Annotated in this window: 24 protein-coding genes; 15 read left to right on the forward strand and 9 right to left on the reverse strand. The window is 70.6% G+C overall.

The annotated features are described in order from the left end of the window. The first annotated feature begins 7 nt into the window (after nucleotides 1-7). The 6 genes from CRYAR_RS11600 (at nucleotide 8) to CRYAR_RS11625 (ending at nucleotide 5408) form a co-directional block, all read left to right on the forward strand. Nucleotides 8-937, forward strand: coding sequence for a GntR family transcriptional regulator (locus CRYAR_RS11600; protein WP_211247398.1), 930 nt, complete (start codon nucleotides 8-10; stop codon nucleotides 935-937). Continuing rightward, nucleotides 934-2205: an aspartate aminotransferase family protein gene (locus CRYAR_RS11605; RefSeq protein WP_035850519.1), complete on the forward strand. Its 1272-nt coding sequence runs from the start codon at nucleotides 934-936 to the stop codon at nucleotides 2203-2205. Before CRYAR_RS11600 ends, CRYAR_RS11605 begins: the two co-directional genes overlap by 4 nt. A 66-nt stretch (nucleotides 2206-2271) precedes the next feature. After that, nucleotides 2272-4107, forward strand: coding sequence for a DNA helicase RecQ (recQ, locus tag CRYAR_RS11610; protein WP_245620434.1), 1836 nt, complete (start codon nucleotides 2272-2274; stop codon nucleotides 4105-4107). A gap of 45 nt (nucleotides 4108-4152) precedes the next feature. Further along, entirely contained in the window at nucleotides 4153-4674 is a 522-nt protein-coding gene (locus tag CRYAR_RS11615) for an RNA polymerase sigma factor (protein WP_035850520.1), read from the forward strand. Further along, a complete protein-coding gene (locus CRYAR_RS11620) occupies nucleotides 4671-5114 on the forward strand; it encodes a hypothetical protein (protein ID WP_035850523.1) in 444 nt (147 codons plus the stop codon). Before CRYAR_RS11615 ends, CRYAR_RS11620 begins: the two co-directional genes overlap by 4 nt. A gap of 60 nt (nucleotides 5115-5174) precedes the next feature. After that, nucleotides 5175-5408, forward strand: coding sequence for a hypothetical protein (locus CRYAR_RS11625; protein ID WP_035850526.1), 234 nt, complete (start codon nucleotides 5175-5177; stop codon nucleotides 5406-5408). 1025 nt (nucleotides 5409-6433) lie between these two features. On the opposite strand, the gene CRYAR_RS11630 is transcribed toward CRYAR_RS11625, so the two are convergent. Continuing rightward, the gene (locus CRYAR_RS11630; protein WP_051570044.1) at nucleotides 6434-7063 is read right to left on the reverse strand and encodes a hypothetical protein; all 630 of its coding nucleotides are present in this window, start codon (nucleotides 7061-7063) and stop codon (nucleotides 6434-6436) included. 523 nt (nucleotides 7064-7586) lie between these two features. Here CRYAR_RS11630 and CRYAR_RS11640 point away from each other — a divergent pair. From CRYAR_RS11640 to CRYAR_RS11675, 7 genes are all read left to right on the forward strand, one after another. Continuing rightward, nucleotides 7587-8495: an ABC transporter ATP-binding protein gene (locus CRYAR_RS11640; protein WP_035850531.1), complete on the forward strand. Its 909-nt coding sequence runs from the start codon at nucleotides 7587-7589 to the stop codon at nucleotides 8493-8495. Further along, the gene (locus CRYAR_RS11645) at nucleotides 8492-9226 is read left to right on the forward strand and encodes an ABC transporter permease (protein WP_035850533.1); all 735 of its coding nucleotides are present in this window, start codon (nucleotides 8492-8494) and stop codon (nucleotides 9224-9226) included. Before CRYAR_RS11640 ends, CRYAR_RS11645 begins: the two co-directional genes overlap by 4 nt. Nucleotides 9227-9269: 43 nt before the next feature. Continuing rightward, on the forward strand, nucleotides 9270-10499 hold the full coding sequence (locus tag CRYAR_RS11650; RefSeq protein WP_157017594.1) for a sensor histidine kinase: 1230 nt from the start codon (nucleotides 9270-9272) through the stop codon (nucleotides 10497-10499). After that, entirely contained in the window at nucleotides 10496-11128 is a 633-nt protein-coding gene (locus tag CRYAR_RS11655) for a response regulator (protein WP_035850538.1), read from the forward strand. The genes CRYAR_RS11650 and CRYAR_RS11655 overlap by 4 nt, the downstream gene beginning before the upstream one ends. A 381-nt stretch (nucleotides 11129-11509) precedes the next feature. Then, nucleotides 11510-12049, forward strand: a complete 540-nt coding sequence (locus CRYAR_RS11665; RefSeq protein WP_051570046.1) for a DUF6879 family protein — start codon at nucleotides 11510-11512, stop codon at nucleotides 12047-12049. Between the two features lie 34 nt (nucleotides 12050-12083). Then, entirely contained in the window at nucleotides 12084-14237 is a 2154-nt protein-coding gene (locus tag CRYAR_RS11670) for an ATP-binding protein (RefSeq protein ID WP_063725698.1), read from the forward strand. A 45-nt stretch (nucleotides 14238-14282) separates the two neighbouring features. Then, nucleotides 14283-14660 carry a hypothetical protein gene (locus tag CRYAR_RS11675; protein ID WP_035850539.1) on the forward strand — a complete coding sequence of 126 codons (378 nt, stop codon included), beginning with the start codon at nucleotides 14283-14285 and terminating at the stop codon, nucleotides 14658-14660. A 12-nt stretch (nucleotides 14661-14672) separates the two neighbouring features. Here the strand turns inward: CRYAR_RS11675 and CRYAR_RS50660 are convergent, their stop codons facing one another. Next, complete coding sequence (locus CRYAR_RS50660; RefSeq protein ID WP_084700360.1) at nucleotides 14673-14882, reverse strand: DUF397 domain-containing protein; 210 nt, start codon at nucleotides 14880-14882, stop codon at nucleotides 14673-14675. A 339-nt stretch (nucleotides 14883-15221) separates the two neighbouring features. Here CRYAR_RS50660 and CRYAR_RS11680 point away from each other — a divergent pair, with 339 nt between their 5' ends. Continuing rightward, a complete protein-coding gene (locus CRYAR_RS11680; protein WP_157017598.1) occupies nucleotides 15222-15773 on the forward strand; it encodes a hypothetical protein in 552 nt (183 codons plus the stop codon). 138 nt (nucleotides 15774-15911) lie between these two features. Here CRYAR_RS11680 and CRYAR_RS11685 read toward each other — a convergent pair whose 3' ends face one another. Then, nucleotides 15912-16337 (reverse strand): VOC family protein, encoded by a 426-nt coding sequence (locus CRYAR_RS11685; protein ID WP_035850541.1) that lies wholly within the window; start codon nucleotides 16335-16337, stop codon nucleotides 15912-15914. Between the two features lie 64 nt (nucleotides 16338-16401). On the opposite strand from CRYAR_RS11685, the gene CRYAR_RS11690 reads away from it, so the two are divergent. Next, a complete protein-coding gene (locus tag CRYAR_RS11690) occupies nucleotides 16402-17340 on the forward strand; it encodes a helix-turn-helix transcriptional regulator (protein ID WP_035850543.1) in 939 nt (312 codons plus the stop codon). Here CRYAR_RS11690 and CRYAR_RS11695 read toward each other — a convergent pair. The 6 genes from CRYAR_RS11695 to CRYAR_RS11720 all read right to left on the reverse strand — a co-directional run bounded on the left by CRYAR_RS11695 (nucleotide 17327) and on the right by CRYAR_RS11720 (nucleotide 23754). Continuing rightward, nucleotides 17327-18217, reverse strand: coding sequence for a 2-hydroxyacid dehydrogenase (locus tag CRYAR_RS11695; RefSeq protein WP_084701838.1), 891 nt, complete (start codon nucleotides 18215-18217; stop codon nucleotides 17327-17329). The genes CRYAR_RS11690 and CRYAR_RS11695 overlap by 14 nt on opposite strands. Nucleotides 18218-18251: 34 nt before the next feature. Next, nucleotides 18252-19541, reverse strand: a complete 1290-nt coding sequence (locus tag CRYAR_RS11700) for an enolase C-terminal domain-like protein (RefSeq protein ID WP_035861842.1) — start codon at nucleotides 19539-19541, stop codon at nucleotides 18252-18254. 23 nt (nucleotides 19542-19564) lie between these two features. Beyond that, on the reverse strand, nucleotides 19565-21124 hold the full coding sequence (locus tag CRYAR_RS11705; protein ID WP_035850545.1) for an aldehyde dehydrogenase (NADP(+)): 1560 nt from the start codon (nucleotides 21122-21124) through the stop codon (nucleotides 19565-19567). Nucleotides 21125-21706: 582 nt separating this feature from the next. Continuing rightward, complete coding sequence (locus tag CRYAR_RS11710) at nucleotides 21707-22132, reverse strand: Hsp20/alpha crystallin family protein (protein ID WP_035850546.1); 426 nt, start codon at nucleotides 22130-22132, stop codon at nucleotides 21707-21709. 83 nt (nucleotides 22133-22215) lie between these two features. After that, nucleotides 22216-22992, reverse strand: a complete 777-nt coding sequence (locus CRYAR_RS11715) for a neutral zinc metallopeptidase (RefSeq protein WP_051570049.1) — start codon at nucleotides 22990-22992, stop codon at nucleotides 22216-22218. 78 nt (nucleotides 22993-23070) lie between these two features. Further along, nucleotides 23071-23754, reverse strand: coding sequence for a hypothetical protein (locus tag CRYAR_RS11720; RefSeq protein ID WP_035850547.1), 684 nt, complete (start codon nucleotides 23752-23754; stop codon nucleotides 23071-23073). Nucleotides 23755-23874 lie beyond the last annotated feature (120 nt).

The following is a 23874-nucleotide window of genomic DNA, read 5'->3' on the forward strand; positions in this document are numbered from 1 at the left end:
CGCCGGGATGAGCGTCAGCCGGCACTCGGACGTGCCGGTCTACCGGCAGATCGTGTCCCAGCTGACGCTGATGATCGAGATGGGGCTGCTGACCGACGGCGAGCGGCTCCCCGGGTCGCGGCTGCTGGCCAGCAACCTCGGCATCAACCGCAACACGGTCGCCCACGCCTACGGCGAGCTGCGTGAGCTCGGGCTGGTCGAGCCGCGGGGCCGCAACGGCATGGTCGTGGTCGGGGGAAAGGGCGCGCGGACGTCGTCGGAGGCGCGCAACCGGGCGCGGGAGATCCTCGCGGCCGCGGCCCGCGAGTGCCTGCAGCTCGGGCTGAGCGCCCCCGAGATCCGCGACCTGATCGGCGGCCTGGCCGCCTGGGAGGCCGAGAAGGTACTCGCGGTGTCGTTCGTGGAGTGCAACCGCGAACGCGCGGAGTACTTCGCGGCCGAGCTGGCGGCCCGGCTCGCGGTGCCGGTGAAGCCGCTCGTGCTGGGCGAGTTCGACGCCGACGCCGAACGCCCCGACCTGGTCCTGACCACGTTCTTCCACCTGGCCGAGGTGCGCGGCCGGCTGCGCGGCCCGTCCACCGAGGTCGTGGCGATCGTGGCGGCGCCGCACATCCGGACGCTCGTGCAGATCGCCGAGGTGCCGAAGGACCGCACGGTGGGGGTGCTGTACTCGACGAACGACCAGGCCGTGAGCATCCGGGACTCGCTGGCCCAGGCCGGCGTCACGAACGTCGTGGTGCTCTCGGGCACCGGCGACGCCGAGCTGCGTGGCGTCGAGGCGGTGATCGTTCCGAGCGAGCTGCCGGAGCTGGCCCGGGCGCTGGCGGCGAAACGGGTGCGGGTGATCGAGTACGGCAACGTGCTGGACGCCGCGTCGGTGCGGATGGCCGCGGAGGTGATGCGTGAACTCCAGCTCGCGCGTAGTCTGCGGGAATGAGTGGCACAGATAGCTATGACACAAACCTCGTGCGGTACAGCCCCGGGTTCTCGCCGCGGGTGATTTCGCGGGCCGCGGGGTCGTACGTCTACGACGTGTCCGGCGCGCCGATCCTCGACTTCACGTCCGGGCAGATGAGCGCGGTGCTCGGCCACTCCCACCCCGACGTCGTCGCGGCCGTGACGGCGGCGGTCTCGAACCTCGACCACGTGTTCAGCGGGATGCTCACCACGCCGCTCCTCGAGTTCGCGTCCCGGCTGGCCGGCACTCTTCCCGCCGCCCTGTCGAAGGTGCTGCTGCTCACCACCGGGGCGGAGTCCAACGAGGCCGCGCTGAAGATGGCCAAGGTCTTCACCGGCAAGTACGAGGTGGTGTCGTTCGACCGGTCGTGGCACGGCATGACCGCGGGCGCCGCGTCGCTGACGTTCTCGGCCGGGCGCCGGAGCCTCGGGCCGGCGATGCCGGGCAGCCTCGTGCTGCCGACGCCGGATCCGGTGCGCTCGCCGTTCCGCGCCGCCGACGGGTCGCACGACTGGCGCACCGAGCTCGAGTACGGCTTCCAGCTGATCGACCGGCAGTCCAGCGGGAGCCTCGCCGCGTGCCTGATCGAGCCGATCCTCTCCTCGGGTGGGCTGATCGAGCTGCCGGTGGGCTACCTCGCGCGCCTCGCGGAGCTGTGCCGCGAGCGCGGGATGCTGATGATCCTCGACGAAGCGCAGACCGGGCTCGGCCGCACCGGGACGATGTACGCGTTCGAGCGCGACGGCGTCGTGCCCGACCTCCTCACGCTCTCGAAGACGCTCGGCGCGGGGCTGCCGGTCGCGGCGGTCGTGACCTCCGACGAGATCGAGCAGGTCTGTCATGCGCGGGGCTTCTTGTTCTTCACCACGCACGTCTCGGATCCGCTCGCGGCGTCCGTCGGGCTCGCGGTGCTCGACGTGATCGAGCGCGACGGCCTGGTCGCGCGGTCGGCGGCGCTCGGCGAGCACCTGCGCGAGCGCCTGCTCGGCCTGCGCGAGCGCCACGACGTCGTGGTGGACGTGCGCGGGCGCGGGCTGCTGCAGGGCATCGAGCTCGGCGGAGACTCCCCGGAGAAGCTGGCCGCCGCGGTCACCGACGAGTGCCTCCGGCGAGGCCTGCACGTCAACATCGTGCAGTTGCCGGGGATGGGCGGCGTCATGCGGATCGCCCCGCCGCTGACGATCAGCGACGCCGAACTCGACCACGGCACCGACGTCCTCGACGCCGCGATCGCCGCCGTCGGATGAGGCCTCTGTCCACAGGGAGGAAGCGCCGGGCCGAAGTTGTCGGCGGGGGCTCCTAGGATCGTTGCCGTGGACGCGCCGACTACCCCCCTGGACGTGCTGCGCCGAACCTTCGGCTACGACGCCTTCCGCGGCGAGCAGCAAGAGATCATCGACCACCTGGTCGGCGGTGGAGACGCACTCGTGCTGATGCCGACCGGCGGCGGCAAATCGCTCTGCTACCAGATCCCCGCGCTGGTGCGCGATGGCGTCGGCGTCGTCATCTCGCCGTTGATCGCGCTCATGCAGGACCAGGTCGACGCGCTGACCGCGCTCGGCGTGCGGGCCGGGTTCCTCAACTCGAGCCAGCAGCTGGAAGAGCGCCGCACGGTGGAGAAGGCGTTTCTCAGCGGCGATCTCGATCTGCTCTACCTCGCGCCGGAAGCGCTGGCCGGCGGCTCGTCGGCCACCATGCGCCTGCTGGAGCGCGGCTCCATCTCGCTCTTCGCCATCGACGAGGCACACTGCGTCGCGCAGTGGGGCCACGACTTCCGGCCCGATTACCTGGCCCTGTCGATGCTCCACGAGCGCTGGCCCGAGGTGCCCCGCATCGCGCTGACGGCCACGGCGACGTCGAACACCCGGGCCGAGATCGCCACCCGCCTCCAACTCGACGACGCCCGGCATTTCGTCGCGAGCTTCGACCGCCCCAACATCCGGTACCGCATCGCGCCCAAGGCCGAGCCGCGCAAGCAGTTGCTCGAACTGCTGCGCACCGAACACCAGGGCGACGCGGGCATCGTCTACTGCCTGTCCCGGGCCTCGGTGGAGAAGACCGCCGATTTCCTGGTCGCGCAGGGTATCCCGGCGCTGCCGTACCACGCCGGCCTCGACTCCCGTACCCGCTCCGAGAACCAGTCCCGCTTCCTCCGCGAGGACGGGCTGGTCATGGTCGCGACGATCGCGTTCGGCATGGGCATCGACAAGCCGGACGTGCGGTTCGTCGCACACCTCGACCTGCCGAAGTCGGTCGAGGGTTACTACCAGGAGACCGGCCGGGCCGGGCGGGACGGGCTGCCGTCCACGGCCTGGCTCGCCTACGGCCTGCAGGACGTCGTCCAGCAGCGCAAGATGATCGACGGCTCCGAGGGCGACCTGGCCCACCGCCGGATGCTGGCCCAGCACCTCGACGCGATGCTGGCACTGTGCGAGACCGTCGACTGCCGACGGTCGCGGCTGCTGGCCTATTTCGGTCAGGAGGGCACCGCCGAGTGCGGCAACTGCGACACCTGCCTGGAGCCACCCGAATCCTGGGACGGCACGGTGCCGGCGCAGAAGCTGCTCTCCACGATCGTCCGCCTCGACCGGGAGCGCGGGCAGAAGTTCGGCGCCGGTCAGTCGATCGACATCCTGCTCGGGCGGCAGACCGAGAAGACCACCCGCTTCAACCACGACGCGCTGAGCGTCTTCGGCATCGGCACCGAGCTGAGCGAGCCGCAGTGGCGCGGGGTCGTCCGGCAGCTGCTGGCGCAGGGTCTGCTCGCGGTCGAGGGCGAGTACGGCGTGCTCGGGCTCACCGAGAAGAGCGGGCCGGTGCTCGGCGGCCAGCGCAAGGTGATGATGCGGCGCGAACCCGAGCGGGTGAAGTCCCGCGGCGGCGGCACGAAGGTCGCCAAGGGCAAGCCCGCGGTGGATCTCGCGCCCGAAGCCCAGGGCGTCTTCGAGCGGCTGCGTACCTGGCGCGGGGCGGCGGCCAAGGAACAGGGCGTGCCCGCGTACGTCATCTTCCACGACGCGACGCTGCGCCAGATCGCCACCGATTCGCCGGCGTCGCTGAGCGCGCTGAGTCAGGTCAGTGGCGTCGGCGAGAACAAGCTGGCCAAGTACGGCGAGCAGATCCTGGAGGTCCTCGCGGAGAGCGCGTGAACCTGGCGTCCCGATCCTCCGACTGAACCGGGTGAGGAGGCCGGGATGACCGATGAACTGCTTGTGGTGCGCTCCCAGCTCGGCGAGCGCGACGCGTTCGCCGACCTGGTGCGCGCCTGGCACGACCCACTGACCAACTACGTCCGGCGCATGCTGGGGGCGGGGCGGTCGGACGACGTCGTGCAGGAGGTGTGGCTGGCCGTCGTGCGCGGCCTGCCCCGGCTGCGCGACCCGGTCCGCTTCCCGCCGTGGCTGTTCAGCATCGCCCGCCGCGCGGTGACGAACCGCCTCCGCGACGAGTACGCCCGCCCGGAACTCGGCGCCGAGGTCGAGGGCGTCGGACCCGACATCGACGATGCCGTGCTCGATCGGGCCGCGGTGGTGGCGAGTGTGGGCGCGTTACCCGTGCGTGAGCGGGAGGTCGTGGTCCTGTTCTACCTGCTCGACCTGTCCCTGGAGTCCTGCGCCGAGATCTGTGGGATCCCGGTCGGCACCGTCAAATCGCGCCTGTCCCGGGGCCGCCGGATGTTGCGCGACGAGTTCACTCAGAAAGGGTTCGCGCGATGAACGCCGAGGACGTCGTCTCCCGTCTCGACCGGCGGCTGTCGTTGCGCCGCCGCGTCGCCACCGTGGCCGTGGCGCTGGCCGGTGCCGCGGTCGCCGCGGTCGTTCTCGCCCTCTGGGCCACCGAACCGCACCTGCCCGCGCGCACCCAGGTGGCGTTCGGCGTGATCGCCGCCGGCGGGCTCGGGTGGGTCGGGTACGGCGCCTGGGTGCTGCGCCGCCGCACGCCGCTGCTGGCGCTCGACCGGGTCGTCGCCGGCTGGCTGGCGTTGGCGGTCACCATCGCGGTCGGGCTGACCGTCACGGCGATCGCGCTCTCCCGGGGGCGCGGCGAGTTCACGGTCCTCGCGGGGGCGTTCGTGCTGGTCGCGGCCATCAACGTCGCCCGGGCCCGCGCGTACCGGGGGAAGCTGCTGCGCCGCAAACGCGAACTGGGCGGCTGACGGGTGTATCAGCGGGCCGCGGTCCGGCTCTGTCTCCGGGAGAACCCCGGGGAGGGATCGATGGAGCACACCGAGCGGCTGGCGATCGTCCGGCTCGCGGCCACGTACCACGACACGCTGGGACGGGTACAGACCGCGACCCAACTGGACGCCGTCCTCCGGCTGGGTCGCGAGCTGTCCACCACACTCCCGGCCGATCAGGCCGAACTCTTCGCCCGCCTCTGCCGAGCCCGCGACGCAGCCACCCGAGGAGCCGCCGGGCGCATCCCTCACCCCCGCAAACCCTCCAACTAGCTCCCCACAGCTAGTTCCCCACAGCGCGCTGCGCGGCGGTGGCACTCGGCGCGCTTCAGCGGTGGCGCGTTGCGGGGTGATGGCGCGTTGCGGAGTGACGGCGCGTTGTGGGGTGGCGGCGCGTTGTGGGTGTGCTGCGATGGCACGCTGCGGTGGCGCGTTGCGGGCCGTGTGGCGGTGGCGCGTTGCGGGCTGTGCGGCGGTGGCGCGCTGTGTGCTGTGCGGCGATGGCATTCTGCGGCCCGTGTGGCGACCGAGTCCCGAGAAGGCGCCTGCAGTTGACCGATCCGTGATCAGTGCACTGACCACTCGGGATCAACGGTTCAAGGGCGCGGGCCGCACAGTTCCTGGCCCGACGACAGCTTCCCGGGCCTACGCCGATTTCCCGGCCCTACCGCAGCCTGCTTAGGCCCGAGAACGGTCGAGACCCCCAGAACTCGTGGAGGTCGAGGCAGCGAACCCGGCCGTAGTCAGCGGTCAGCGCTCCGTACCGCGCCAGCGCTCCGCCCCGCCCGGCCCCGTGCTCGTGACGCGTCGTGTCCCGTGCTGCGACAGCGCCCCGCGCCCTGCACTCCTGCGCTGCGTCTGTGCTACTGCGCGCGCTCTTATGGTCCCGTGCCGTTCCCCGTGCCGTGCCTCGTGCCGTGCCTCGTGCAGTGCCGTGCCCGTGCCCCGTGCCCCGCCGCTGCGTTGCGCTCGTGCGTTGCGCCCCGCCCCGCGCTCCGCCCCCATGCCCCGCCCCGCGCTCCGGCTTGCTTCAAGCAGGCGTGTTGCATCGGCGCCAAGCAGGCGTTTTTCGGTTTGGGGTGGGCAAGCTGGCTGGTTACCGTGGTGATGAGCCCGCACTGTCGATGCGCCCGCCTCTGCGTCGGCGTTGAGGAAGCCGGCCCAGTTCGAGTCAGGCCGGGTGCGCCTCGCCGGGGTCCGCGGGGTTCCACGGGCCCCGGCTTGAGGGTCGGCGAGGCGAGTCGGACCTGGCCAGCCGGTCCGTCCTCGTCGTCCTCAACTACCCGGATCGCCCCTCGTCAGCCGTAGTCGGGGCGCGTCGCCGCCGATGGCCTGGAGAACTCGTGCCAGAACAGCCGGTCGGCGTCGGCCTTCGCTTGCCGCTTATTCGTCCCCGATCGAACGCACCGCGTGTCCGACGGCGGCTGGACCAGCACGGCGTCGAGATCGGCGACGTTCGTCGGATCCACGCGGTAGATCCCCTGAACTTCGTTCGTCCGAAGCAACTCGCCGTCCGGCCCGAGGTGTCGTAACGTCCGGCTTCCTCGTGTGGACCGGTAGGTCAGGCGCCGCAGGGCCTCTACTGCCATCGGCGCATCCAGACGCAGCGGCGTGCCCTCGCACCCAAGCACGGCCTCGGACATGCAGCTATCGATCAGAAAGCGCCACTGCGGGAAAGCGTCACTCAACGCGAACACATCGGCGGTGACGAGCCGTTCGACCGTCATCTTTCCGAGGACGAACAGCCGCTTCGCGGAGACGGTCACCGGATACAGCACGTCGCCGGCGGCTACCCCTGCGCGAGCGAAGCTGGGTAAGGACTGGTGCCGACCTCCGAACAGAATCTCCAGCGACGTGCCCGCCTCCGCTCTCGGCTCCGCCGCCTGGCAGCGGCCGCTGGGCCAGAAGACCGTGTAGGCATCGCTCACACCGCGAGCCTAGTTACGACGAGGGGAACAGGCCCAGGAGGAGGTCGGCTGGAGACGCTGGTTCCTGATCCGAACACGACTCACTCGAATACGCCATGCTGCCAGTCGTTTTCCGCGCCCTGCCCCTGCGTGCCCTGCGCCTCCGCGCCGTCCTTTGTGCTCTCCCGCTCCGCTGGCACCCTTGTGCTCCCGCGCTTCGCTCTGCTCTCCGCACCCAGCTCTTCGCTCTGCGTCCTGCCCTGTCCGGTGCCCTGCGCTCCGCGCCGGAACAGCCCCGCCCTGCGACAGCCCCGTGCGGCAACGGCCCCGTGCCGGAACAGCCCCGCGCCGCGACAACCGCGCGCCGGAACAGCCCCGCGCCGCGACAGCCCCGCGCTCCGGTGGAAGGGATCGATCCGCCGGATGGAAGTGGGGTCCTCCAGATGGAGGAGGTGGGGATCCATCCGTCGGCGACCGGCTGGCGCATGCCCCCGCCGGCGCATTCGCTCGAAGCTAGAGGCACCCCAGAAGGAAGGAGCCCCCAATGCCCGCCATCACCGCACGCGGACTCCGCAAGAGTTACGCCGGCCGGACCGTCGTCGACGGCATCGATCTGGACATCAACGAGGGCGAGATCTTCGCCGTCCTCGGCCACAACGGCGCCGGCAAGACCACCACCGTGGAGATGATCTCCGGCGTCCGTCACCGGGACGGCGGCGAGGTCAATGTCCTCGGCCTCGATCCGGACCGCGACGCCGAGAAGCTGTCGCACCTCGTCGGCGTGCAGCTGCAGGACTCGCAGCTGCCGGACAAGATGCGCGTCAGCGAAGCGATCGAGCTGTACTCGTCCTTCTACCGCAACCCGGTCGACGGCGGCGACCTGCTCGAGCGGCTGCACCTCACCGAGCACCGCAACCGGCCGTTCGCGAAGCTCTCCGGCGGTCAGAAGCAGCGCCTGGCGATCGCGCTCGCGCTGGTCGGGCGGCCCCGCGTCGCGGTGCTCGACGAGCTGACCACGGGCCTTGACCCGAAGGCCCGCCGGGAGACGTGGGGGCTGATCGAGGGCCTGCGCGACGACGGCGTCACGGTCGTCCTCGTCACCCACTTCATGGAGGAGGCCGAGTTCCTCGCCGACCGCCTCGCGCTGTTCGAGAACGGGAAGATCGTCACGGTCGACACCCCGGCCGGGCTGATCAACCAGCGGACTGACGGCCGCCAGGAGATCAAGTTCCGCCTCGACGAGGACCCCCGCGACGTGATGGACGACTTCCGCGCGCTGGCCGACGTCCGCACCGTCCAGGTGCAGGGCCAGAACATGATCATCACCGGCACCGGCGACGTCATCCTCGCGGTCACCGCCCACATCGCCCGCGCCGGTCTCACCGCCCGCGACCTGCGCGTCCACCAAGCCACCCTCGACGACGCCCTGCTGACCTCCGGGAGCCAGTCATGATCAAGACCCTCGTGAAGACCGAGTTCCGCCTCCTGCTGCGTGAGCCGATCCTGCTGCTCTGGACCACCGGCTTGCCGATCATCGCGTTCACGGTGCTGGCGCTCGTGCCCGGCACCAGCCGCCCCACCGACTCCCTCGGCGGCCTCAGCTACGCGCAGGTCTACCTCGGCGTCATCGCGCTGATCGCGCTGGCCCTGCTGACGACGATGAGCCTGCCCGCGGTACTCGGCTCCTACCGGGAACGCGGGATTCTCAAGCGACTCTCGGTCACCCCGATGCGGCCCTGGCGCCTGCTCGCCACCCAGATCGGCATCAACCTGGCCGTCGTGCTCTCCACCGTGGCCGTCATGCTGATCGTCGCCACGCTCACGTTCGACGACGGTTTCCCCGGCAACCCGCTGGGCTGGCTGATCACGTACCTGCTGGCCGCCGGGTCGCTGCTCGGCCTGGCCGCGCTCGTCGCCGCGCTCGCGCCGTCGTCGAAGGTCGCGAACGCGATCACCAGCATCCTGTTCTTCCCGCTGATGTTCTTCGCCGGCCTGTGGATCCCGCTGCAGACGATGCCCGGCTGGCTGCGCACGATCTCGGAGTTCACGCCGCTGGGCGCGGCGAGCCAGGCCCTGGCGACCTCGATCGACGGCGATTTCCCCGCGGTGAAGTCCCTGCTGGTGCTCCTGGCCTACGCGGTCGTGTTCATCGGTCTGGCGGTCCGTACCTTCCGCTGGCAGTAGCCGCGGACGTCAGAATGAGCAACGACCCGACGAGGAGGCAGCCGTGAGCGCACTGGGGATCGATCCGGTGGCGGAGCCGAGTCTTCGCCGCTGGATGCCGCTGGCGCTGCTCGCGGCCGCCACCCTGATCGCCGTCGCGGACACGTTGATCCTCGACCGCGGCCACGAGCGGCTCCCGTTCATCTTCGGTGTCACCGCGTTCACCGCGACCTGGATTCTGGTCTGTCACCCCTCGGTGCGCGACATCCCCTCCACGTACCTCGTGGTGCGGCTCGTCCTCACCGCGGTCCTCGTCGGACTCAACCCGTGGTACGGCATCTACGCCTGGTACGGGTATGTCGAAGCGCCGAACTACCTGCCCGAGCGGTTGGTCTACCCGGCGACCGGCGCCTTCGCGCTGATCGCGTCGGCCAGCTACATCGGCGGCTACCCGACCACGCCGGTCCTGATCGTGGTCTGGCTACTGCTCAGCGCCGGAAGTTTCGCCCTGGTGTGGTACCTGAGCCGGGCGGTCATCAAGTCGCGGGAGCAGGAGATCGAGCGCGCCCACATGCTCGAGGAGCTCACCGTCACCAACAAGCGTCTGGAAGAGACGCTCGTCGAGAACCGTGGGCTGCAGTCGCAGCTGATCAGCCAGGCCCGCGAAGCCGGTGTGCTGGACGAGCGGGCCCGGCTGGCCGGCGAGATCCACGACACGCTCGCGCAGGCCCTGACCGGCATCATCCGCCAGCTCGAGGTCGCCGACCGCGGCGGCGAGCTGGCTCCGGGCCCACGTCCGCATCTCGACCTGGTCGCCGAGCTCGCCCGCGACGGGCTCGCCGAGGCCCGCCGGTCCCTCCGTGCGTTACGCCCTGGTCAGCTGGAAGGATCAACACTTCCGCAAGCCATCGGCGACGTCGCCCAGCGCGCCGGCCTGCCGGTGGAGGTCGACGTCGCGGGGGCCGTTCGGGTGCTCCCGCCGGACCAGGAGGTCGTTCTGCTGCGCACGGTGCAGGAAGCGCTGACAAACGTGACGAAACACGCGGGCGCCACGCGGGTCGGGGTGACGCTCACCTACTTCGAGGACGCGGTGACGCTCGACGTCCGCGACGACGGGGTGGGGTTCGAGCCGGACACGGTCGGCATGCGCGCGGACGGCACCGGCCTGGGCCTCACCGCGATGCGCGAGCGCCTGGCCCGCGTCGACGGGTCGCTGGTCGTGGAGAGCGCTCCGGGCGAGGGCACCGCGCTGGTGGCGACGCTGCCCGCCGCGTCGAAAGTGGAGGTCGTGTGATCCGGCTCCTGCTCGCGGACGATCACCCGGTGGTGCGTGACGGCTTACGCGGCATGTTCGACAGCGTCGAGGACATCGAGGTCGTCGGCGAGGCCTCCGACGGCGAGCAGGCGGTTCTGCAGGCGGTCGCGCTGCGGCCGGACGTCGTCGTGATGGACCTGCGCATGCCGGGCGGTGGCGGCGTGGAGGCGATCCGCGAGCTGCGCCACCGCGGCGTCGCGGCCCGGGTCCTGGTGCTGACGACGTTCGACGAGGACGCCGACGTGCTGGACGCCGTCGCCGCCGGCGCCACCGGGTACCTGCTCAAGGACGCGCCCGGCGACGAGCTGCTGCGTGCCGTGCGTAGCGCGCACCGCGGCGAGGCGGTGTTGTCACCCGCCGTGGCCAGCCGCCTGATGACCCGCGCCGCGTCGCCGCCCCCGGTCGCCGCGTCTCCGGGCCTGAGCAAGCGGGAGCTCGAGGTGCTGCGGCTGGTGGCGGCCGGAGCGACGAACCGCGAAGCGGCCAAGACGCTGTTCATCTCGGAGACGACGGTCAAGACGCACCTGCTGCACCTGTTCGAGAAGCTGGGCGTCCGTGACCGGGCCTCCGCGGTCGACGCCGCTCACCGCGCCGGGTTGTTGAGCTGATACGGGGCCCGAGAGTCGGGGTGAACACGAAGGTATGACCACTACCTGAAGTGTTCTGTAGCATCAATAATCGCACGGTCACCACTTTTCGGGAGCCGGCAATTTAAGTTCGGTGCGATGCCGCGATTTAAGGCGGTTAATCGCTTATCCTATCGATACCCAAATGGGCTTCGAGGGGATTCGTATGCGACTTCGCCTCCTTTTCACCGGCAGCAACATCGGTAGCTGTCCGGCCTTATATGAAACGGACACGGGTGATATAGCGGTTCAAGGCGAAGAGCTCCGCGACAAAGCGGCGATTGCCGACCTCCGCGACGTGTTGCCTGGTGAGGGCGTGGTCGTAGTTCCGCGTTCGCTTCTGGATTGGTACAAGGCGAATGGGTGATCGTAATCAGGGTTCATCGGGGATACGACCGACTGCACGAGTTCTTCGTGACCTTCACGCACTCGGCCTTCCGGCTCGAAGTGCGTCGGTCCTACGGCATGGACGAGGTCGAGCGGGCCCACTTCCTTGATTTCCTGCACGGGGGTAAGCCCGGCTGGGAATGGATGAAGCCGTGGTTCGACGTCATCGGGCCCCGGCTCAATGACGGCCGGATCATGCGGCGTGTCCGGGTCGCGGATGATCCGCCGAGCGACTACGTGAAGTTCGAGATGTACATGACGCCGGTCAACGTCAGGCACGGCGAAGCGATCCGGTATCTCGAGCGCTCCGCCGCGGGTCGCCTCGGACTTCCCACGTACGACTACTGGCTGTTCGATGCGAGGTCGGTCGTGGTGATGGTCTTCGACGGGGACGACCAACTCACCGGTGTCGAGGTCGATGAGGAGCCTGCCGTCGTGCAGCAGCACCTCCGGTGGGGTGAGGCGGCGTGGGGGTGCTCGTGGCCCGTCGGCGAGTATGCCGGGGGTGCCGGCTGACTGCCGGGCGCAGCATGGGGGAGACGAGTGAGCAATGAGCGGAGCGAACGAATCGGGATCGAGAAACGAGCTGTCCGGCTCGACTTCTTCGTCCGTGCAAGCTCAGACCATCAACGGCCCGGTGCACATCGGGTCGTACCTGTCGGTGCAGGACCTACCCTCGCCCCGTCAGCTACCGCCGGACATACCCCACTTCATCGACCGGGAAGAAACGCTCCGTCGGCTGGACCTCAAGCTGTCCGTCGGAGTGCGATCCGCTGACCAACCGGTCACGGTCGTTATCTCGGCGATCGCCGGAGCAGGGGGCATCGGGAAGACTGCGGTCGCCGTCCACTGGGCGCACCGGGTACGCCATCAGTTTCCCGACGGGGATCTCTATCTGGACTTCCAGGCCTACGGAAAAGGCCCCGCCATCAGTGCGGACGAGGCGTTGGACGCGTTCCTTCGCGCGTTGAACGTCCCGACCGAACGGATTCCCCAGACCACCCACGAGCGAGCGGCTCTATTCCGCACCATATGTAGTGGACGTCGCCTTCTGTTGCTGCTGGACAACGTCGGCTCGGCCGAGCAGGTCCGGCCGTTGATGCCGGCCTCGACGACCTGCGTGGTCGTCGTGACCAGCCGCAACACGCTTCGCGGGCTTGGCGTCCGGGAGGGAGCAAGCCGGATGCAGCTCGACGCGTTGGCTCCCGATGCCGCCGCCCGGCTGCTCGCCGAAATCATCGGCGCGGAGCGGGTCGAGGCGGAGCACGCGGCGGCCGCGGAGATCGCGGCCTACTGCTCGTTTCTTCCCTTGCCGCTCCGCGTGGTCGCGGAACGAGTGCTGGATCGGCCGGGCACCTCGCTGACCGAGATTTCCCATGAGTTGTCGGTCGAGCGCGAACGGCTCGATCTGCTGTCTCGGAGCGAGGACGACCTCGCGGCCGTGCGCACGGTTTTCATGTGGTCGTATCAGAATCTGCGCATCGAAGAGCGCATTTTCTTCGCCTATCTCGGGCTGCACCCCGGGGTTGAGATGTCCGTGGACGCCTGCGTGGTACTCAGTGGCGTCGAACGGGGGCGGGTGGTCCTGCTTCTCGATTCGCTCACCAGCTCGAATCTGATTCAGGAACGAGATACGAAGCGCCATCGAATGCACGATCTCGTTCGTTTGTTCGCCGCCGAGCGCGCGGAGGCGGATCTGACGTTGGAACGGCGCAGAAATGCGTTGCGCAACATCTACCTCTGGTATCTGACCCGCAGCTGGGCCGCCTACCGGATCATCGTCCCGCAGGGGTGGACGTTCCCGATCGACGAAAGTGTCGACCTGCCGGGTGCGCGATCGTTCCGCGACCTGCCGGACGCGCTCGCCTGGTGCGAAACCGAGCGCGTGAATCTGGTCGACAGCGTTCGCCAGTCGAAGCGTTTCGGACTCGTACGGGTGTGTTGGCAACTAGCCGTCTCAGCCAGCGCTTTCCTCGAACGTGGGTCCTATCTGGAGAATTGGGTGCAGGTCAGCCAGATCGGAATCGACGCTGCGCGCGACGATGCGGACATGACCGCCCGCACGCATTTGATTCTGCTGCTGGCCGACGCTCATCGCCACCGTCGTGACTTCGAACTCGCCTTGGAGCGCTACAGCGAGGGGTACGAGCTCAGTCTTCAGAACGGAGACCGCTGGCGGGCAGCGTTCGCGGTGCGTGGCCGCGCGATGGTGCTGCAGGAGAAAGGCGAATTCCAGCAGGTGCTCGACGCGGCCGAGCGGGCTCGGGAACTGTTCGAGCAGATCGGCGAGTCGCGAGGACGCGGTCTGGCGCTGCTGAGCATCGCTGGTGCCTACAACGGGCTGCGCGACTATCAGCGTGCGGGCGAGTATTGCCAGGAAGCCTTGGCGATCTTCGAGGAGATCGACAACCGGTGGAGCATCGCGGCGGCTCGCCTGGAGTTGGGTCGCTCCAACGTGGGTCAGGGCGCACCCGACCAGGCGCGAGCTCAGTTCGACGCCGCCGCCGATCTCTACGGGGGCTTGGGCGATCGGCAGGCGCGGGCGGAGGCGCTCGCGGAGTCAGGGCGTCTGGCGCTGAGTGTCGGTGACGTCGAGCAGGCGCGGACCACGTTCACGGAGGCGCGTGCGCTCTTCGAAGCCATGGGCGATCCACGGGCTGCCAGTGTCGATGCGCAAGTGAAGTCGTTGTCGCCGGAACAGTAGTTTGTCATTTCGGCAACGCCTATTGTGGAGAGAGATGGAGGAGCCATGGAACCCGCCGAGATCGGGGCGATACTCGGGGCGGTACTCAGCGGCGCCGGCGGAGAAGCCGGCAAACAGGCGTGGGTTTCGCTCACGCAATTGCTCCGCCGACGCCGGATCGCTGTGGAGCTTCAGGAACCGGTGGGTTTCCCCGAGCTCGACGCCCGTCGTCGTCAAGAGATCGTGAGCGAGCTCGGGTTCAGCGTGGCCGAAATGGCCGACCGCGACACCGAGTTTCGCGACGAAATCGAGGCGTGGGTAGCCGATTGGCGAAGTCTGTCCCGAACGGCCACATCGGAATCGACAAATATCGTGAGTGGAGGAGTTCAACACGGGACCGTCGTTCAAGCACACCGGATCGATGGCGGAGTGCATATCAAGTAGCGCGGCGAGACCCTACTGCGGTTCGTCGCACCCTGGACGGTCGAATCGCCCGCTTGCCGCCGCGGCACGAAAGTCTTCCCATTCACGGCGGGTCAACTCCAGAACGAGGCCGTCCGGATACCGAGAATTGCGGAGTAGCGTTCCGCGGTGGGAGAAGGCAACCTCGACGCAGTTGGCCACGTTGCTCTTCGTGCTCTTACGGAAGAACAATTTCTCGACCATGGGCGGTTCCCGTCGTTCACGTGAACAGTATTCACAGACGACGCGCACGCCACTACTGGCGCGCCCGGTCAAGCGCGTCGCATCGATTACTGTACGCCAACTCGTTCCACGAATGTAACGAGGAAGATGGCCTTTTTAGGCTGGCTATTCAGTAATAAATTAGGCATAACGGATAAATCATTTATAGCCTTCGCGTACCGTGTGAGTCGGGCTGTCTGCGGCGACTCGACACCTCGGACAGGCGCCCCGGATCGCTCGGATCGGACGCGTTTCCCAAGAAAACGGACGGGGTTCTGCGTGGACGTGACTTACCCCCACCGGGTATCTCATCCTCGGAGTATGACAACACAAGCGGTAGCTCGCCCGACGTCCGTGTTGCACCGCTGGCCCACTGTGCTCGCGCTCGCGTGCGCGGCGCTGACGCTGTCCGACGGGGCCGCCGAGCCCGGTGTGGGGGTCGCGCTGGTGGTGGCCGCGGCCGGGTACGTCGCGCTCGCCGCTCTCGATCGACGGGCGTTGACCTGGCCGGTCGTCGTGGTGCTGTTCGTCGGTGTGGTCGCTCTCCGCGCGTTCGAGGTACCCGAGCTGCCGGTGCTGGCCGTGATCGCCGTGGTCGGGAGTGCGGTCGTGGCGGTGCGGCGGCGCGAGCGATGGCACCTGCTTCAGGTACCGGTGGGGCTGATGGGGCTCGCGGTGTTCGTGGTCGCGCTCGAGGTGCCCACCGCGGCCGGGGCGGTCGTCGTTGCGGTCGGCCTGCTCGGGCACGCGGCTTGGGACGCGGTGCTCTGGCGGCGCGACTCGGTGATCAGCCGGTCGTTCGCGGAATGGTGCGGCGTCTTCGACGCGGTCGTCGCCGTCGGCCTCCTCGCGCTGGTAGCCACCGGATACTAAGCCACCGTCCGGCCCGCCGCCACTGGCCCACTGGCGCTGGCCGGCTCGCGTCGGCCGGCCGGGCCGCACCGGCTGCTCTCACCCGCCGGTCCGCACCGGCTCGCACCGGCCCGCCAAGCGGCGGGCCGGTGCCGAGGGTCAGGACCCGGAGTACTCGGCCTCGACGTCGAGCACCCAGGTGACGCCGAAGCGGTCGGTGAGCATGCCGTAGAGCGGCGACCAGCCCGCCGGGGCGAGGTCCTCGACGATCGTCGCGCCCTCGGACAGGCCCTTCCAGAAGGCCGAGACCTCGTCGGCCGACGTGCCGCGGATCGACACGAAGAACGAGTTCGCGCCCCGCTCGAACGGCCGGCGGACCTGCACGTCGTAGGCCATCACGCGGAAGCCGTTGCCGGCCTCGACCTGGCCCCAGGTGATCCAGTCCGCCTCGGCCGGGTCCTGGACGCTGTGGGCGTCGGAGTAGGTGGCGAGCACGATCTCGCCGCCGAAGATCGAGTGGTAGAACTCCAGCGCCGCCCGGGCGTCGCCGCGGAAGTTCAGGTGGGTCGTCGTGTTGATCGTCATGAGGTGAACTGTGGTCGCAGTAGCGGTCAACTACTGACCTCTACTTCCGGGCAGAATCGATGCCATGGGTCACACGTCGGCGCGGCTGCTCGCGTTGCTCTCGTTGCTGCAGGCTCGCCGCGACTGGCCGGGGGAGGCCCTCGCCACCCGGCTGGACGTGAGCCCGCGCACCGTGCGCCGCGACGTCGACCGGCTGCGTGAACTGGGGTACCCGATCCGAGCGGTCAAGGGTCCCGACGGCGGGTACCGGTTGGACGCCGGTACCCAACTGCCACCACTGCTGTTCGACGACGAGCAAGCGGTCGCGCTGGCCGTGGCGCTGCGGATCGCGGTGACGTCCGGGGCCGGCATCGAGGAGGCGGCGGCGCGTGCGCTCACCACCGTGCGCCAGGTGATGCCCGCACGACTGCGTCACCGCATCGACGCGCTGGAGCTGACCGCGGTGGGCAGCGCACCCCAGGCTGACACCGCCGTGCTGCTCGCCGTCGCGGCCGCGATCCGGGCCGACGAGGTCCTCCGGTTCGACTACTCGGGAGCCGTCCGGCGGGTCGAGCCACACCACCTGGTGACGCGGCGCGGGCGCTGGTACCTGGTGGGCTGGGACCGTGACCGCGACGACTGGCGGACGTTCCGCGTCGATCGGATCGTGCCGCGGATCCCCACCGGACCCCGGTTCACCCGGCGTGAGATCCCCGGCGGGGACGTCGCGACGTTTATCACGGCGCGGTTCCGGGGCTCGGACACCCCGGAGTGGCCGTGCCGGGGCGAGGTGGTGCTGGCGGCCGCGGCCACGGCCGTGGCCCCGTTCGCCGGGGACGGCGTGGTCGAGGCCCTCGGCCCGGACCGCTGCCGGCTGGTGGCCGGATCGTGGTCGTGGATCGGCCTCGCCGCGAGCCTCGGCCGCTTCGACGCCGACCTCGAGGTGATCGGCCCGCCGGAGCTACGCCGGGCCTTCGCCACCCTGGCCCGGCGCTACGACGCCACCGCGCTCAGACCGGGGTGACGAGGGTCCCGGTCTCCAGGAACGAGCGCAGGTTCGCGAGCGTCAGGTCGGCCATCGCCGCCCTGGTCGCGACCGTCGCGCTGCCGACGTGCGGCAGCAGCACGACGTCGTCGCGGTCGAGCAGTTCCGGCGGCACGTGCGGCTCGTCGGTGAAGACGTCGAGCCCCGCGCCGCCGAGCTTCCCGGCCGTGAGCAGCGCGACGAGCGCCGGCTCGTCCACCACGCTGCCCCGAGCGACGTTGACGAGCACCCCGTCCGGGCCGAGCGCCTCCAGCACCTCCCGGCCGATCAGCCCCCGCGTACCCGTGCCGCCGGTCACGGCGACCACGAGCACGTCGACCGAGGCCGCCAACCGCACCAGCGACGGCTCGTACCGGTACGGGGAATCGGGCACCGCACGCCGGTTGTGGTACGCGATCGGGCAGTTGAACGCCTCGAGCCGGGTGGCGATCGCGGTACCGATGTGGCCCAGCCCCACGATGCCGACCCGCGAGCCGCTCACCGTCCGCTGCAGCGGGTACGGCCCGTCGGTGGCCCACCGGCCGGCCCGCACGTAGCGGTCGCTCGCGCTGAAGCGACGCAGCACGTCGATCATCAGGCCGACCGCGGTGTCGGCCACGCTGTCGTCGAGCACGCCCGGGGTGTTGCTGACGAGGATGCCCCGCTCCCGTGCGGTGGCGACGTCGGTGCCGTCGTACCCGGCCCCGAAGTGCACGATCGCGCGGAGCCCGGGCAGGGCGTCGAGCAGCGCGGTGTCCACCCCGGCGTGCCCGCCGGTCACCACCACCCGGACCGAGTCCGCGTAGGACGCCAGCCGCGCGGGATCGTGCACGACCGCGTCGTAGTCGCGCGCCAGCACGTCAGCCACCGCCGGCATCAGCCGGCCGACCTGCAGAACCGTAGTCACGTCCTCATCGTGCCAGCGCGGGGCGTTTGGGATCGAACGTCCACCCCGGGATCAGGTGCTGCATCGCCACCGAGTCGTCCCGGCTGCCCAGCCCGTGCGTGAGGTACAGCTCGTGGGCGGCGGCCAGCCGCGAGCGGTCCAGCTCGACGCCGAGCCCCGGCCGGGAGGGCACCGCGATCTCCCCGTCGACGATCGCGAACGGCTCCCGGGTGAGGCGCTGCCCGTCCTGCCAGATCCAGTGCGTGTCGATCGCGGTGATCTGTCCGGGTGCGGCCGCCGCCACGTGCGTGAACATCGCCAGCGACACGTCGAAGTGGTTGTTGGAATGAGATCCCCAGGTCAGGCCCCAGGCGTCGCACAGCTGCGCGACCCGCACGCTGCCGGCCATCGTCCAGAAGTGCGGGTCGGCGAGCGGGATGTCGACGGCGCCGAGCTGCACCGCGTGGGCCAGCTGACGCCAGTCGGTGGCGATCATGTTCGTCGCCACCGGCAGCCCGGTCGCGCGCCGGAACTCCGCCAGCACCTCCCGCCCGGAGTACCCGTCCTCGGCGCCGCACGGGTCCTCGGCGTACGCGAGGACATGACGCAACGACCGGCCCAGCCGGACCGCCTCCGGCAACGACCAGGCGCCGTTCGGGTCGAGCGTGATCCGCGCGTCGGGGAAGCGCTCAGCCAGCGCGGTGACGGCGGCGGCCTCCTCGGTGCCGTCGAAGACGCCACCTTTGAGCTTGAAGTCGGTGAACCCGTACCGTTCGCGGGCCGCCTCGGCCAGCCGCACGACGTCGTCGGGCGTGCGTACCGGCCGGTCGCGCGCGCCGAACCACCCGGGTTCCGCGGACGACCGGTAGCCCAGGCCGGCCCCGTCGCCGACGTAGAACAGGTACCCGAGCACCGGCACGTGATCGCGCCGGCGCCCCTCGCCGAGCAGGTCGGCCACCGGCACCGACAGGTACTGGCCGAGCAGGTCGAGCAGCGCGGACTCGATCGCGGTGAGCACGTGCACGGTCGTGCGCAGATCGAACGTCTGCCGGCCCCGCCCGCCCGCGTCGCGCCCGGCGAAGGCGGTGCGCACCGCGTCGAGCACCGCGTGGTGGCGTCCGAGCGGCGTGCCCACGACGAGCGGCTCGGCCTCGACGAGCGTCGAGCGGATCGCCTCGCCGCCGGGCACCTCGCCCAGCCCGGTGTTGCCCGCGCTGTCGGTGAGCACCACGACCGTGCGCGTGAAGTACGGAGCGTGCGCGCCGCTGAGGTTGAGCAGCATGCTGTCCGCCCCGGCCACCGGCACCACCTCCATGCCGACGACGACCGGCGGGCCGCTCACCGCGGCACCCCGTCGACCGTGCGGCGCAGGCCGAGCGTGTTCTCGTCGTCGAGCCCGGGTGGCCGCAGCGCGGGCGGAAGGTTCTGGTACGCGACCGGCCGCAGGAACCGTTCGATCGCGGCCGTGCCCACCGAGGTGCTCCGCCCGTCGGAGGTGCTCGGGTACGGGCCGCCGTGCACGGTCGCCGACCCGACCTCGACGCCGGTGGGCCAGCCGTCGAACACGATCCGGCCGGCCAGCAGCTCCAGCGAGGGCAGCAGCGACGCGGCCAGGTCGAGGTCCTCGGCCGCGGCGTGCACGGTCGCGGTGAGCTGCCCCTCCAGCGCGTCGATCACCTCGGCGAAGCCGGTGACCCGCACCACCAGCGCGGCGGCGCCGAACACCTCGTCCTGCAGGCCGCGGTCGGCGAGGAACGCGTCCGCGGTGGTCGTGAACAGGTGGGGTGTGCTCAGCCCGGGCGACCCGGGCCCGGCGGCGACCTCGGTCACGAGCGGATGCTCGCGCAGCCGGGAGACCCCGTCGTCGTACGCGGCCCGGATGCCGGCGGTGAGCATCGCCGCCGCGTCCACCTCGGCGATCGCGGCGGCCGCGGCGCCGAGGAACTCGTCCAGGCCGGGCCCCTCGATCGCGAACAGCAGGCCCGGGTTCGTGCACAGCTGGCCGGCGCCGGTCGTCAGCGACGTCACGAACGCCGCGCCCAGCTCCGCCCCGCGCGTGGCCAGCGCGCCCGGCAGCAGGAACACCGGGTTGACGCTCGACATCTCGGCGAACACCGGGATCGGCACCGGCCGGGCCGCGGCCGCCGCCGTCAGCGCGGTACCGCCGGACCGGGAGCCGGTGAACCCGACCGCCCGGATCCGCGGGTCGCGCACGAGCGCGACGCCCAGGCTCTCCCCGTCGCCGAAGAGCAGGGAGAAGACGCCCTCGGGCAGACCGAGGGCCGCCACCGCGCCCTGGATCACCCGGCCGACGAGCTCGGACGTGCCCGGGTGGGCGCTGTGCGCCTTCACCACGACCGGACATCCCACCGCCAGCGCCGACGCGGTGTCGCCGCCCGCGACCGAGAACGCCAGCGGGAAGTTCGACGCCCCGAACACGGCGACCGGCCCGGTCGGGACGCGACGCTGCCGCAGGTCGGGGCGGGGGAGCGGGGTGCGCTCGGGGAGCGCGGGGTCGATACGCGCGGAGATCCAGCTGCCCTCGCGGGCGAGCGCGCCGAACATCCGCAGCTGACCGGTGGTTCGGGCCAGCTCACCACGCACCCGCGGCTCGGCGATGCCGGTCTCGGCGGCCACCCGGGCGACGAGCGGCTCGGCGATCTCCTCGAGCCCGGCCGCGATCGTGTCGAGCAGCGCCCCGCGCTGCTCCCCGGTGGTGCTCCGGTAGACGCCGAACGCGGCCGCGGCCAGCGACGCCGCCGCGGCCACGTCGGCGGCGTCTCCCAGCCCGTACGACGGCGCCAGTGCGTCCCCGGTCCGTGGGTCGCGGCCGTGCACGGTTCCCGCCGTGCCCCGGACCGCGCGGGCCCCGATCAACATCTCGCCGGTGAGCTCCATGGGTCGACGCTAGGCACCAGGGTCGATACCTGTCCAAGTCGAAAAGAGCATCAAATGATGCCCACCGCCTCTGATGCCCCCGATCCGTGCCCCGCTCGCCTCCTCCGGACGGGCCGCTCCGGACCTGGCCGCGTCCACCGGCACGATCGCCGGACCGGCGGAGCGCTCCGCGGTGCCCTCATCAACGGCCTCGCCCGGCAGGGGAAGGTCCTGGACGCGATCTCGGTCGAGCGGGTGCCGGGCGAAGCGGAGAACGACTGTCCCGGCCCGGCCCGAGACGGCGGCGCCCGGACGGGCGCCGCCGGATCGATACGTGCTCCTCTCCGTGAGTGGGCGGTGAGCGTTCGGTGCGGTGCGGAGTGCCGCTCGGGTGGCGTCCGGGTCCCATGCGACGGCCGGGCCACCCCGGGAACCAGCCCGGCGGGCCGGGCTCGGGCCGCGGGAACGGCGGCTCCGGCGGCTCCGGCGGAAGCTCCCAGACCGCGTCGATCAGGGCCTCGAACTCCGCCCGGACGAGCTCCGGATCAGCGGTGACCAGCGCCAGGAAATCGACGTCCACGTCGGTGGCGTCCATGGCCGGCGTCAGGCGTCGATCTGCTTCCGGTCCGGCTCGGCGTGGGCGATCGCGATCTTGCGCGGTTTCGCCTGCTCGCGCACCGGGATGCGCAGCGTCAGCACTCCGTCGGCGTACGCGGCCCGGATGCGCTCGGGATCCAGGGTGTCGCCGAGGAACAACTGCCTGGTGAAGACGCCCAGCGGGCGCTCGCGGACTTCCATCTCGGCGGGCTGCTCGGCGTGCGGACGGCGCTCGGCCCGGACGGTCAGAACGTTGCGTTCCACGTCGAGCTCGACGGCGTCCGGGGAGACACCCGGCAGGTCGAACTCGACCACGAACTCGTCGCCGAGGCGATAGGCGTCCATCGGGATCACTGCGGGCTTGGACCAGGTCGCGGGGATGCCGGCGAAGAGCTGGTCGAGCTGCCGGAACGGGTCGGTGCGCATCAACATGGCGTCCTCCTCGAATCCAATAGTGGGTTCGTCAACGCGCACCTCAGTAATAGCACGTCATCGGAACGATGACAAGAGAAAAGTCATCGGGGTGACGACGGAACTAGGCGGACGCCGCTCAGGCTGTCCAAATGGCAGGCGCCGTACGAACTCCGGTAGCCCCGGCTGAACGCGGCGAGCCGGTCGGCGTTCGAACCGTGCGCGGTCGGGTCGAACCACGGCACGCCGTCGGGGTCGGCGATCGTCATGATCGACGTCATGATCTCGTCCGCGTCGCCGCGCTCGAGTTCGATCGTCCCGGCCCGGGTCGAGTCCCCGATCACGGCGCCGGCCAGGCAGTCGGCCTGCAACTCGTAGACGCGGCTGACGAGCCGGTTCGTGTTCACCCGGGTCTGGACCGCGTGGCCGTACTCGTGGGCCAGCAGGAGGTACAGGAAACCGTCGCCGATCTTGTCGTACCCGGCGCGCACGAAGTTGACGTCGTAGCCGAGCAGGTCCGACGGCGGGCAGTAGAACGCGTTGTTCGTCGAGAGCGGCTGGCCGGCGCAGCTCAGCTCACCGTCCTTCGTGTACGGCCGGACGTCCTTCACCGGTGCGAAGGCCACGTTGTTCGCGGTGAACTCCTGGCGCCAGTACGCGGTGACGAGCTCGAGCGCCTGGGTGAACTCGGTGTCGAACTCCGTCGACGGGCTCGCGGCGGCCGACACCGGCGTCGTGGGGCTCGCCCCCGCCGGTGCCGCCCCACCCGTGGCCGGGGAGCCGGACCCGGCCGACGGCGAGCCGCAGGCCGCGGTCACGAGCACCGCCGCCGCGCCGATCGACGCCGCCAGCCGACGCATCCAGAACTGTGGTCCGCGCATGGTCCGTTCCCCTGTCTCCACTGTCGTCGACAGCACTGAAGCAGGGCGGGGGAGCGTCGTTTGTTTGCGTGACGACAGTCAGCCGGTCGAACCGCCGTGATCCGCGTTACGGTGCTCGCGCGTGCTGCCGCGGACCGCGTCGGTGCGGTCGATCAGCTCGTCGATCGACCGGGCCAGGTCGGGGTGGCTCTCGCCGAGCGTCTCCCGGGCGTCGCGCAGCGGGGCGAGCAGCGCGGCCGGGTCGTCCTCGCCGAGCGTGCGCCGCACGACCTCGACGTTGCGCCGAGCCGTCTCGGGCGGGTCGCTCAGCTCCGCGACCCTGGCGGCGATCCGGCGCAGCGCGACCGCGTGCCGCCGCGCCCAGTCCAGCACCGCGCGGTCCTCGGCGCGCCGGTCCCGTTCGTTCTGCACCCGCTGGTCACGGGTGTCGCCGGCCTCGTCCGGCCGGGCCGGGCGCAACCGCAGATAGCGACGCTCGGCGGCCTGTCTGCTGGCCACGCCGAGCGCGGGCGCGAGGTCGTTCCAGCTGACGCCGAGCGTCCGGGCGGCGTCGATCAGCCGGGGTTCCCAGTCCGCGAGCTCGACGCGCAGCGCACGCAACATGCGCAGCGCGGAGAGGATCGTGGCGGCGTCGGCCGACTCGGCGTCCTCCGGCTGGGGCAGGACGCCGTGGACCAGGCGCACCAGGTCGGCCGCCGCGGACTCGGGGATCGCCGCGTCCGTGAAGTGCGCCCGGAGCGCGTCGTCGGGTTGAGCCGCCACCGTCGTCCTCCCGATGACGAAGTGTGTCGCGTCAGTCTAGAGCGGCGGCAGCGGCAGTGACGTCTCCCGCACCGCGTCGTCGGCCTCGTGCAGGTGCGCACGATGTTCGTCGAATCGTTC

The organism is Cryptosporangium arvum DSM 44712 (assembly GCF_000585375.1).
In the GTDB taxonomy this organism is placed as follows: Bacteria; Actinomycetota; Actinomycetes; order Mycobacteriales; family Cryptosporangiaceae; genus Cryptosporangium; species Cryptosporangium arvum.